The sequence below is a fragment of the Nocardioides sp. genome (assembly GCF_964228225.1).
Lineage (GTDB): Bacteria > Actinomycetota > Actinomycetes > Propionibacteriales > Nocardioidaceae > Nocardioides.
The window spans coordinates 38,098-49,775 of sequence record NZ_CAXQZB010000055.1 but is presented as its reverse complement, the minus strand read 5'-3'; the positions used below and the strand labels follow the sequence as shown (position 1 = coordinate 49,775).

General features: G+C 74.6%; 9 protein-coding genes. All 9 read right to left on the bottom strand.

Translation table 11 applies throughout. The annotated features are described in order from the left end of the window. Positions 1 to 83: 83 nt before the first annotated feature. The 9 genes from ACERUJ_RS14230 to ACERUJ_RS14190 all read right to left on the bottom strand — a co-directional run bounded on the left by ACERUJ_RS14230 (position 84) and on the right by ACERUJ_RS14190 (position 11,639). Positions 84 to 1,736, bottom strand: coding sequence for an ABC transporter permease subunit (locus ACERUJ_RS14230; protein ID WP_370249327.1), 1,653 nt, complete (start codon positions 1,734 to 1,736; stop codon positions 84 to 86). A gap of 86 nt (positions 1,737 to 1,822) precedes the next feature. Beyond that, positions 1,823 to 3,346 carry an ABC transporter substrate-binding protein gene (locus ACERUJ_RS14225; RefSeq protein ID WP_370249326.1) on the bottom strand — a complete coding sequence of 508 codons (1,524 nt, stop codon included), beginning with the start codon at positions 3,344 to 3,346 and terminating at the stop codon, positions 1,823 to 1,825. Then, the gene (locus tag ACERUJ_RS14220; RefSeq protein ID WP_370249325.1) at positions 3,343 to 4,155 is read right to left on the bottom strand and encodes a dipeptide/oligopeptide/nickel ABC transporter ATP-binding protein; all 813 of its coding nucleotides are present in this window, start codon (positions 4,153 to 4,155) and stop codon (positions 3,343 to 3,345) included. Before ACERUJ_RS14220 ends, ACERUJ_RS14225 begins: the two co-directional genes overlap by 4 nt. Next, entirely contained in the window at positions 4,152 to 4,874 is a 723-nt protein-coding gene (locus tag ACERUJ_RS14215) for an ATP-binding cassette domain-containing protein (RefSeq protein ID WP_370249324.1), read from the bottom strand. The genes ACERUJ_RS14220 and ACERUJ_RS14215 overlap by 4 nt, the downstream gene beginning before the upstream one ends. A 125-nt stretch (positions 4,875 to 4,999) precedes the next feature. Beyond that, entirely contained in the window at positions 5,000 to 7,543 is a 2,544-nt protein-coding gene (gene opgC / locus ACERUJ_RS14210; RefSeq protein WP_370249323.1) for an OpgC domain-containing protein, read from the bottom strand. Beyond that, on the bottom strand, positions 7,540 to 7,968 hold the full coding sequence (locus tag ACERUJ_RS14205; protein WP_370249322.1) for an ATP-binding protein: 429 nt from the start codon (positions 7,966 to 7,968) through the stop codon (positions 7,540 to 7,542). Before ACERUJ_RS14205 ends, opgC begins: the two co-directional genes overlap by 4 nt. Continuing rightward, positions 7,961 to 8,296 carry an STAS domain-containing protein gene (locus tag ACERUJ_RS14200; protein ID WP_370249321.1) on the bottom strand — a complete coding sequence of 112 codons (336 nt, stop codon included), beginning with the start codon at positions 8,294 to 8,296 and terminating at the stop codon, positions 7,961 to 7,963. Before ACERUJ_RS14200 ends, ACERUJ_RS14205 begins: the two co-directional genes overlap by 8 nt. Next, entirely contained in the window at positions 8,293 to 10,446 is a 2,154-nt protein-coding gene (locus ACERUJ_RS14195) for a glycosyltransferase family 2 protein (RefSeq protein ID WP_370249319.1), read from the bottom strand. Before ACERUJ_RS14195 ends, ACERUJ_RS14200 begins: the two co-directional genes overlap by 4 nt. Next, positions 10,446 to 11,639: a PP2C family protein-serine/threonine phosphatase gene (locus ACERUJ_RS14190; protein WP_370249318.1), complete on the bottom strand. Its 1,194-nt coding sequence runs from the start codon at positions 11,637 to 11,639 to the stop codon at positions 10,446 to 10,448. The genes ACERUJ_RS14195 and ACERUJ_RS14190 overlap by 1 nt, the downstream gene beginning before the upstream one ends. Between the last annotated feature and the right edge of the window lie 39 nt (positions 11,640 to 11,678).

The window sequence follows — 11,678 nt, the reverse complement described above, 5'->3', positions numbered from 1 at the left end:
CTGCGGCTCCCCGCCTCCCGTCGTCACCCGCGGAATGCACCGGTTCGGGGCGGAAACGGGGGCATTCCGCTGGTGACGTCGGGCTACCGAGACCGGGGCTGCCACACCGACGCCGCCACGGCGGTGACCGCCACCAGGACGAGCGCCCCGAGCGGGGCGAGCACGGTCCACGGGGCCCGTTCCAGGTAGGGGCTGCCCTCGGCGAGCAGGCGACCCCACTCCGGCGACGGCGGCTGCGACCCGAGACCGAGGAAGCCGAGCGAGGCCAGCGCCAGCGCCGTGGCGGGCAGCCGGACGACGGCGTGGCGGGCGAGGGGCGGCAGCACGGCGGGCAGGACGTGGACGACGAGGCCGCGCACCCGGCCGACCCCGAGCACGGGCAGGAGCGCCACGTGGGGCTGGGCGCGGCTCTCGGTCACCAGGGCGGCGGCGTGCGCGGCGAGCGGGGCCCAGCCCACCGCCACCACGGCCACCACGGCACCGGGCAGGGAGGGGCCGGCGATCGCCGCGACCACCAGTCCCGCGAGCACCGGCGGGGCGGCGTTGGCCACCTCGGTCGGGCCCGTGCCCACGCGCTGACACACCCCGACCACCAGGCCGAGGAGCAGGCAGGCCAGCACGGCCAGCACGGCGGCCCCGAGCGTGCTCAGCGCACCGTGGGCCACCCGGGCCAGGAGGTCGCGGCCGCTCGCGTCGGCACCGAACGGCAGCGCCGCCGACGGGCTCGTGAGTCGGCCCCGGTCCGGAGCGAACGGGTCGCGCACCAGCCCGGCGCCGAGGATCACGAGCAGCACGGCGAGCCCGAGCAGCGGGACGACGGCGTCGCGACGGCGCACCACCACGACCGGCGGGGGCAGCGGCAGCGCACCGGCCCCGACCGCCGGCCCGAGCAGCGCCCGACGCAGCAGGGCCACCAGCAGCCCCACCACCAGCGCGGCGGCGAGCACGAGCACGAGCGAGCCCTGCAGGGCGGGCAGGTCCTGGGCGATGGCCGCCCCGAGCATCGCGCGCCCCAGCCCGGGGACCGCGAAGACCTGCTCCACCGCCACCGCGCCGCCGAGCAGCCCGACGACGACCAGGCCGAGCTGGCCCAGCACCGAGGGCAGGGCGCGCTGCAGCAGGGCGCCCGCCAGCGCCGGCGCGGGGCAGCGGGCGACCCGCCACGCGGCCACCCAGGGCTCTCCTGCCACGCCGGTGAGGGCGGTGGCCAGCAGCCGTCCGAGCAGCCCGCCGGCCGGCAGGCCGAGGGCGAGCGCCGGGAGGACGACGTCGGAGGGGCTGTCCCAGCCGTAGGGATCGAACCAGCCCAGCCCGACCGCGCCCACGAGCAGCAGCGCGAGGGCGAGCACGAACTCCGGCACCGCGGTGAGACCGACGCCGATCGCGCCGACGCCCCACCGCGGACGTCCCCGCACCGCCGCCCGCAGCGACGGGAGCGCGAGGAGCACCGCGAGGACGAGCGCCACGCCGAGGGCGTGGGCCATGAGGGTGAGCGAGACCCCGAGGGCGTCCAGCAGGCCGGCGGTGACCGGGCGGCCGCTCACCCACGAGGTGCCGAGGTCGCCGCGCAGCAGGCCACCCAGCCAGTCGCCGAGGAACGCGAGCGGCCCGGCGTCGAGACCCAGCTCGGCCCGCACCGCGGCGACCGCCTCCGGGGTGGCCTCGCGTTCGGCGTAGCGCGCCCGAAGCACGGTGGAGGCGGGGTCGGTCGCCGCCACCCACGGCAGCAGCGCCACGAGACCGATCAGACCGGCGATCGCCCCCGCGCGGGAGGCGCCGACGAGGACCGCGCCACCCAGATCGGCCCGGGACCCTCCCGCCGTCACCGTGCGGTGACGGCGGAGATCGACGTCACCAGCTCCCGCTCCCGGGGATCGCGGGCGACGTCGGCGACCCCGGCGGCCTCGCCCTGCAGCACCCGCTCGTGCAGCAGCGGCACCACCGCGTCGCGGGCCAGCAGCAGCGACTCGATCTCCATCGTGGCGGCCTGCCGCTCCGGCCCCGGCGCGAGCCCGGCGGCCCGCTCGATGGCGGCGTCGACCGCGGGGTCGCACAGCTGGGCGATGTTGAAGCCGCCCTCGCAGGAGAAGTCGCTGGCGAAGTAGGCCACCGGGTCGCCGGTGTCGAGCAGGGTGGCGCGGGAGAGCACGAAGGCGTCGAACTCCCCGGCCAGGGCGTCGGCCTCGATGAACTGGTACTCACGCACGTCCTGGGTGACCTCGAACCCGGCCACCTCGAGGGCCTGCTCGATCAGCACCGCGACCTCGGGCAGCTCGGCCCGGTCGGTGAAGGTGCCCAGGGTGATCTCGGCGCCGCCGACCTCGGCGGGGCTCGCGGGCTCCGCACCGGCCACGGGTGCGCGCAGCTCCGCCGCCCAGGGGATGGCGGGCCCGAGCAGACCCTCGGCGACGTCGGCCCGCCCCTCGTAGACGTCGCTCACCAGCAGCGCCCGGTCGATGGCCGCCCGCGCGGCCGCCCGCACGGCGGGGTCGGCGAACGGGCCGGTGTCGTTGTTGAGGTAGAGGGTGTTGGTGCGCGGCATCGCCACCTCGTGCAGCAGGTCGTCCCCGATCGCGGCGGCCTGCGCCACCGGCACGGCCTCGACGACGTCGGCGGTGCCGGTCCGCAGCGCGGCCGCGCGCGCGGTGCCGTCGGGCACGAAGGTCACGTCGATGCCGTCGAGCACCGCGGGCTCGCCCCAGTAGTCGTCGTAGCGCTCCAGCGTCGCGCCGGTCGTGCCGGCGACCTCGGTGAGCTCGAACGGCCCGGTACCGGTGCCGACCGGGTCCACCGGCCCGCCGTCGTAGGCCGCCGGGCTCAGGATCGTCAGCTGGGGGCTGGAGAGCCGGTTCGGCAGCAGCGGGTCGGCCACGGCGGTGGTCACGGCCACCGTGTCGTCGTCCACCGCGGCGGCCTCGAGGTCGACCCCGTCCAGCACCCGCGGGACCGGATCGGCGGCGGTGACGGCGTTGAGCGCCGTCACGACCTCGGCGCTGGTCAGGGCGGTGCCGTCGTGGAAGGTCACCCCCGCGCGCAGGTCGAGGTGCCAGGTGCGCGGGTCGTCCTGCTGCTCCCAGGCGGTGGCCAGCACCGGCTGCGCGACGCCGTCGGCGTCCAGGCGCACCAGCGTCTCGCCGGTGCTCCAGCGCGAGAGCTTGAAGGCGTCGTCGCTGAACGGGCTCAGGCCGGAGCGGGGCGGCAGCAGCATCGCGAGCCGGAGCCGCTCCTCGCCGGCCGCGGCCGGCTCCTCCTCCCCACCCACGCAGGCGGTGAGGGTGGTCAGGCCGAGCAGGCCCGTCAGGCTCAGGGCGGCGGCGCGAGCGCGGGAGGCACGGCGTCGGTTCATGGGTTCTCCTCGGAGTGGGCCCGCGCCGCGGCGGCGCAGGCGGATCGGGGGGTGAGGCCGCGCGGCAGCGGCAGTGCGGCCGCCACGAGCGCGGCGGTGGCGGGGTGCGACGGGGCCTCCACCAGGCCGGGGCCGCCGCGCTCGACGACGACGCCGCCGTCGAGCACGACCACCTCGTCGGCGCAGCGGCGCACCGCGGCGAGGTCGTGGGAGACCAGCAGCAGGCCGAGGCCGCGGTCCCGGCGCAGAGCGACGAGCAGGTCGTGCCACCGGTCGCGGCGCACCGGGTCGAGGGCGCTCGTGGGTTCGTCGGCCAACAGCAGGTCCGGGCCGGTGACGAGGCTGCGGGCCACGGCGGCGCGCTGCGCCTGCCCGCCGCTGAGCCGACCGGGCTGCAGGGCGGCGAGGTCCGGGTCCAGCCCGACGGCCTCCAGCGCGGCCGACACCGCGCGGCGCGCCTGCGCCGACGACCCACCGACGAGGCGGTGCCACGGCTCGGCGATGCTGCGCCCCACGCTCCAGCGGGGGTCCAGGCTCAGGCCGGGGTCCTGCGGCACGTACTGCACGCGGGCCCGCAGGCGCCGCGCCGCGCTCCCGCGGCCCACCGGCAGTGGCGCGCCGTCGGCCTCGACCCGACCGGCCGCCACGGGCTGCAGCCCGAGCAGCACCCGCAGCAGAGTGGACTTGCCGGCCCCGGAGGCGCCGACGAGGGCGACGGTCCGACCCGAGCCCACTGCGAGGTCGACGTCCTGCAGCAGGGTGCGTGCCCCCACCCGGACCGTGACGCCGTGGGCGGCCAGCAGCGTCACCGGGCCCCACCCGCGAGTCGGTGGGTGGCCTCCAGCAACGCCGTGGCCGCGGGCGCCCGGGGCGTGTCGTGCCACCGCCGCCAGTCGACGTCGTCGACCAGCCGGCCGTCGTCGAGCACCAGCAGCCGGTCGCACAGCGCGGCGGCGAGGGCGAGGTCGTGGGTGATGAGCAGCAGCGCGGCGTCCAGGCCGTCGAGCGCCTCGCGCACCCGCGCCGCCGCGACGCCGTCGAGGGCGCTGGTGGGCTCGTCGGCAACCACCACCCGGGCCGGGAGGGCGAGCGCGAGGGCGATCCCGACGCGTTGGCGCTGGCCGCCGGAGAGCTCGTGGGGGAAGGCGCGCAGGGTGGGCTCGGGGTCGAGGCCGAGCCGCTCCACCAGGCGCGCGGCAGCGGCGCACGCGGCGGCGGGCGAGTCGCCTCGCGCCCGCAGCGGACGGCGCAGCTGGGACCCCACCCGTCGCAACGGGTGCAGCACGGCCGCTCCCGACTGCGGCACCCAGGCCAGCGCCGAGCGGTCGACCTCCACCCGCCCGGAGACCCGCAGGTCGGGCGGGAGCGTGCCGAGCACCGCCCCGGCCGTGACCGACTTCCCCGACCCCGACGCCCCGAGCAGCGCCACCCGTTCACCCGGGGCGAGGGTGAGCGTCAGGCCGTGCAGCAGCCGCGCGCGCGGGGCGTCCACGCACACGCCGTCGAGCAGCAGGGCAGAACCAGGCACCCGCAGATGCTAATGGGAATCACTCTTATCAGGCGAGTGGGGGGTACGGCTCCCCGTTGTCACCAGCGGAATGCACCATTTCCTGCCGGAAACCGGTGCATTCCGCTGGTGACAACGGGAGACGGCTACCGCGGGATCACCTTGAAGAGGAACTTCGAGCGCACCATGGCCCAGATCAGCAGCACGACGACGGTGTGCACGGCGGTGCCGACCCAGTAGTTCTCCACGGGGAGGAAGGTGAGGCTGCCGACGGCGATGACGAAGAAGACGTGGACGATGAAGACGTAGAGGCTGTTCTCGCCCAGCGGGGTCCAGAACCAGCCGACGGCCTTGTCGATCGGCTTCCAGCAGGTGGTGAGCACCGCGTAGGGCACCACGATCATCAGCAGCAGGTCGAAGAGCCGGCCCGGCTGGAGGAAGACCCGGATGTAGGCGTTGTCGTAGAGCCAGAGGTAGGTCGAGTCGGGCAGGAACACCGGGCTCCAGCCCTCGCGGAAGCACACCCACAGCCACACCAGCACCGCGGCGTAGGCCACGACGACGAGGCCGACCAGGATCTTGCCCCAGCGGCTGGTGAGGGCGGCGGTGATCTCGCGGCGGTACCAGCCGATCACGAGCCCGTGGGCGAAGGGCAGCTGCCAGATCAGCAGCGGGAACACGAACTCGAACTGCGAGTTCAGCGGGTGGTAGTCGGTGATCGTGCCGACGACGTAGGCCGTCCACGACAGCGCCAGCAGCGCCCACCACAGCCGCCGCTTGATCAGCACCATGAGCAGCGGCAGCAGCAGGCTGAGCACGACGAACAGGCCCATGATGTTGAAGACCCAGGGACCGATCTCGAGCAGCAGCAGCGAGCGCACGGCGTACCACGGCGGCGGGTAGTCGAGCAGCCGCTCGACGTTGGGGTAGAGGTCGTAGACCTGGCCCAGCGCGGCGGCCCCGTTCTCACCGGTGCCGCGGTCGGTGAAGGTGCTCACGACCTCGGCCCTGACGTACGGGATCAGCCCCAGCAGCGGCACGAGCAGCACCACCACGACGGCGGTGACGTACTGCTTGCGGGCCCGGCGCCACATCGTGACGGCGGTGACCCACTCCCCCATCCGGCGCACGGCGGGCCGGTAGACCATGCCGAGCACGATCCCGGAGAGGAGCACGAACAGCTCCGCACCCGTGATGGCGCCGATGCCGTTGAGGGTGAGGTAGCTCCACAGGCCGTTGACCTCGGTGTGGGTCACGACCACCGCGATGATGATCCACCCGCGCAGCAGGTCGAGCCGGCGGTCGCGGGAGGCGTTCTCGTCGGGGTAGCGCCACGACGGGACGAAGCGCCCCGCGAGCCCGGCGAGCAGGTAGAGCACCGCGAGCGCGGCGGCGCAGAACACGATCCACCCCATGCCGGTGGCGGCCCCGGAGTCCTCGCCCTGGGGCAGCCGGCCCTGGGCGGTGGCCAGGGAGTTGGTCTCGGTGTCGAGCACCCGGGTGACCGCCCCCAGGGTGAGGTCGCCGGCCTCCAGCCCGGCCCGCAGCGCGGAGGCCAGCTCCTCGGTGCGGGTGGCCTCCCAGGAGGCGCGGTCGTCGTCGATCTCGGCCTCGGGGCGGGTCAGCTCGAGCCAGCTGATGCCCCGGATGAGGGGGTAGTCGCTGTCGGCGTCGAAGACCTGCTCCCACCAGGCGCGCTTGATCGCCAGGTCGCCGGGACCGACCGAGGCCTGCAGGTTGAACAGGGCGGAGGTCTCGACCAGCATCGGCAGGTCGCGGTCCTCGGCGTAGCGCTCGTAGAACGGCTGCCGCACCCCGCCCGTGCCGTAGCCGGCGGTCTCCTCCAGCCGGTCGCGGTACTCCGTGGGGTCGGGCAGGGTGTTGGGACCGAACGGCGGTGCGTCGCCGAAGCGGTACAGCGACAGGCCCACCCAGTCCACGGCGTCGTCGCCGGGCCAGTAGGGACCGTAGGCGTCGTCGGCCTCGGTCACCTCGCCGTCGCCGTCGGTGTCGAGCAGGTCGGTCTCGCGGGGTCCGGCGGAGGGCACCTCGCCGTAGGCCGCGCCGTAGGGGTAGCCCGACCCGTAGGCCGGCGACCACACCATCGCGGCGTGCTCGGTGGCGGCGTGCACGGCGTCGGCGACGGTGCGGAACGCCGTCTTGAACTGGCGGGGCTGCTGGCCCCAGATCACCCAGGTGCCGTTCATCTCCGGGGCGAAGCGCACCAGGAAGTAGACGTCGTACTCGGTGTGGAGGTCGGCCAGGATCCCGGCGAACCGGGTGGCGTCGGCCTCGGTGAGCTGGTCCAGCGCGAGCTGGGGCTCCATGCTCACCACCGCGACGGCGCCCTGGCTCGCGGCCTGCTGGGCGAACTGGCGCAGGAACTCCTCGTCCTGGGACGTGACCGGGTAGTGCACCCGCTGGGCGTAGAGCGAGGGCGTCGTGCCGAGCCGGTCGGCGTAGGCCTGGGCGGAGTCGGCGCTCCAGTCCAGACCGGGGCCGAACCACGGCCGACCGGCCTCGGGCAGGGCCGGCACCGGGTCGGGCGAGGGGTCGCCGGCGTCACCCGCGGCGGCACCGGCGGGCGGGGCGGCGAGGCCGAGCGCGAGCGGCATCAGCACCGCCAGGGCGGCCAGCAGCGCCAGCAGCCGGGCGGGGACGCGAGGGAGTCGGGTGGGGGGCGTGGTCACCGCAGGCACACCAGCGACCAGCGGTTGCGTTCCCCGTCGCGCTCGTAGCGCAGCTCGTCCAGCGCCGCCAGGGCCATCGCCAGACCACGGCCGGACTCGGCGTCGTCCTCGGGCAGGGCCACGGTGGACAGGTCGATGCCGGTGGGGCGGCCGTTGTCCCACGCCGAGGCCGTCACCCGGCCGGGGGCGACCTCCACCACCACGGTGATCTCCCGGCCCGTCTCGGCGGGGTCGTAGGCGTGCTCGACGATGTTGGCCACGATCTCGACCAGCCCCAGCTCCAGGCGCAGCGCCACGTGCGGGTCCACCGCACCCTCGCGCCACAGGGCGACCAGTCCGTCCTGCACGGTGTCGACGACGGCGGGCTCGGCGGGGGCGGTCACCTCCCACCGCAGCGGGCCGCCCGGCGGGGCGTGGTCAGACATCGAAGGCGGTCTCCGCGGACTCGCGGGGACGCAGCACCTTGTCGAGGTTGGTGAGCTGCAGGACGGCCAGCACGGCGTCGGTGGGGGAGGCGATCCGCAGGTCGCCCCCGGCCTGCCGGCAGGTCTTGAGCCCGGCGATCAGCGCCCCGAGGCCGGAGGAGTCGAGGAACGTGGTCTCGGAGAGATCCACCACGACCTTGGGGGCCCCGCCCGCCACGAGCTCCTCGACGGCGGTGCGCAGGCTGCGGGCCGACACCATCGTCAGCCGCCCCTGGGGGGTCACGACGCCCACGCCCCGGCCATCGATCCTCACGGCGAACTCGGTCATGCTGCTCCTCGGCTTGCAGGTCCGCCGGCCGCTCCTGCGGCGACCGGCTCGTGGGGATCGGGGGCGGCGCTGGCGGGCTCGAAGCCCTTGTAGCGCGCCGCGCGGATGATGACGGAGAAGATGGCGAGGTCGAAGACGACCCAGACCATGTTGAAGATCGTGCCGAGCGGGCCCGCCTGCCCCACCGCGATCCGGATCGAGCCGACGACCAGGGCCAGCACCAGCAGGCCCATCGCGATCAGCTGGGGCCGCACGAGGTCCCAGCGCGGACCGGTGTCGGCCTGCTTGGTCTTGGGGGTGACGGCGAAGTCGAGGTCGCGGCCCAGCACGACGTTGCCGAACGCCGAGGTCACCGAGGCGATCCAGGTCGGGAACAGGGCGAGCGAGTACTGCTGCCCCCGCCAGGTGGGTCTGCCGTCGGCCACGACGAAGAACAGCAGCTGGTTGACGATCAGGAACGGGATGAGCCGGACGAAGAAGTCGGTGCTGATGGCCTGTACGGGCAGCACCCCGATCATCAGGTAGGTGATGGGGGCGGCGAGGTAGACCAGCGCGGCGAAGCCCGAGAGGTAGCTCCACATCGTGGCGAAGTACATCAGCCGCTGCGGCCAGCGCAGCCGCGACTGCGTGAGCGGGTTCTCGCGCAGCAGCACCTGCATCGTGCCCTGCGCCCAGCGCAGCCGCTGGGTGAGCATGGTCTGCAGGTCCTCCGGCGCGAGACCGTGGGCCAGCACCTCGTCGTGGTAGGCGCTGCGCCAGCCCAGACCGTGCATCCGCATGCAGGTGGCCATGTCCTCGGTGACCGAGATCGTGGCCATCGGCATGATCGGCTGGGCCTCGCCCGCCCGGCCCACGTCGACGGCGTCGACGAGCGCGCGCACGGCGTCGATGGCCCCCAGCGGCGACCACGCCCGGTGGGCGATGGTGTCCAGGGCGCTCTCGCTGACGTCGGCCAGGGAGTCGGTGGGGTCCTCCGCGACCGCCTCGAGCTGACGGATGAAGGCCAGGTCCTCCTGCAGCGCCTGCACGTCGGCGGCCACGAGCTGGCGGTGCACGTCGTCGACGCGGCGCTGGAAGCGGTAGGTGACGTCGAACAGGGCGACCCCGCGGGCCAGCTCGCGACGGGCCTTCTTGACGTCGTACTCCAGGGCGTCGAGCGCGGGCGCGAGGTGCTGGTCCTCCGGGGTCAGCGCGGCCCGGGCCTCCTCGAGCACCGCCCCGGCCGTGCGCAGCGCCTTGCCGACGCCGACCTCGATGTCGTGGGCGTAGCGGGAGACGCCGATCTGCATCAGCGCCTCGCGGCGGATGACGGCGTTGGAGCCGCAGAAGAAGGCGGCGTTCCAGCCGTCCTTGCCCTGCTGGATCGGGCCGTAGAACAGCGGCGCCTGGCTGCCGAGCGGGTCGTGGTCGGGCACGTTGACGAAGTACTGCGGGGTCTGGACCAGCCCCATCTGCTCGTCGGTGAAGTAGCCCAGCGTGCGGTCCAGGATCTCCGGGGTCGGGATCTGGTCGGCGTCCAGGATCATCAGGAACTCACCGTCCGTGGCGAGCAGGGCGTTGTTGAGGTTGCCGGCCTTGGCGTGGCGCGGCATCCCGACCCAGTCGGCGGAGCGGTTGATGACGCCGATGCCCTCGGCCTCCGCGGCGGCGCGCATCTCGGGCCGGTTGCCGTCGTCGAGCACCCACGTGCGGTGGGGGTAGCGGATCGCCTTGGCGGCCCGCGCGGTGGTCATCACCAGCTCGATCGGCTCGTTGTAGGTGGTGATGAAGACGTCGACGGTGAGCCCCTCGGGCGCCGGCGGCGGCTCGCCGCGCTCGCGCAGCCGCCAGACCGTCATGCCGAAGAGCAGGGAGTCGATGAGGCTGTAGGTCTCGGCGATCACCAGCGGCACCGCGATCCACCAGTAGGGCCAGTTCACCGAGAACAGCCAACGCCAGGCGACGTAGTTGATGCCGAGCAGCGCGGTGAGGATCACGATGATCCGGATGAGCAGCAGCCGGCGCGTCAGCGGGAGCCGCTCGGGGCGGCCGCGCTCGGCCACCAGCGCCGCCACGCGCCGCTGCTGGTCGCGGCTGACGCCCGCGGCGTCGCGGTCGTCGGCGGGACCGGGGGACGGCTGGGCGTGGCGACCGCCCTCGCGGCGGGCCATCAGCCGTCCTGCTCCGGCTCGCGGATCACCGCGATCACGGTGACGTCGTCGGTGGCGGGGGCACGGCCGTTGAGGTGGGCCACCTCGGCCAGCAGGTCGGTGGCCGACCCGGCGCCGCGCAGCATCGCGCCCAGCTCGTTCCACCACTCCAGGGGCTCCTCGAGCAGGTCCAGCAGACCGTCGCTCACGACGGCGAGCCGATCGCCGGGCGCCAGCGTGGTGCCGTGCTCGGTCCAGTAGGAGTCCTGCAGCACCCCGATCGGGAGGTCCTCGCCCCCGAGCTGCTCGACGGTGCCGTCGGCGCGCACGACCACGGCCAGGCCCAGCCCGGCGTCGACCCAGCGCAGCCAGCCGTCCTCGACCTCGATCGCGGCGCTGAGGATGGTGGCGAAGGAGTCGGCGCGCTCGAGGTCGGCCTGCAGCACCCGCGCGACCTGGGTGGTCGTGACGCCGAGGTCGACGCCACCGGCGACCGCCGCCCGGGTGCCGCGCAGCGCGCTGCGCACCCCGGCCCCCACCAGCGCGGCGCCGGTGCCCTTGCCCATGACGTCGCCCAGCACGAGGGTGATCACGCCCTGGTCGACGGCGTAGTCGAAGAAGTCACCGCCCACCGCGGCCGCCGGCAGGCACAGGCCCGCGATGTCCCAGCCGGGCACGGCGAGCACGTCGCCGGGCAGCATCGAGGCCTGGACCCGCCCGGCCGTGGCCATCTCGTGGGAGGAGATCAGCTCGGTCTCGGCCCAGGAGGCCAGGTCGAGCAGGCCCTGGGTCAGCTCGGGGCCGACCTCGCGGGTGCGCTGGTCGGTCACGCAGAGCACGCCGAGCACGGTGCCACGGCCGTCGCGCAGGGGGGCGCCGGCGTAGAAGCGCACGCCGTCCTCGACGACCATCGGGAGGTCCTGGAAGCGCTCGTCGCGCTCGGCGTCCGGCACGATCATGACGTCGTTGACCATCGTGGTGGTGGCGCAGAAGGTGTCCAGGCGCGGGAGCGGCTCGCCGTCGAAGCCCTGGGCACCGAGGTAGCGGGCCTGGTCGCCGTCGAAGACGGTGATGGTGGCGACCGGCACGTCGAAGAGCTGCCTGGCCACCCGGGTGACGCGGGCGAACCGCTCGACCGGGCCCTCGTGGTCGATCAGCCCGTAGGCCTCGACCGTGCGCTGACGGACGTCGTCCGACCCGGGAACCGCAACCACGTCGCCATCCTGACAGGACCGAGGCGGGTTGCGCACGAC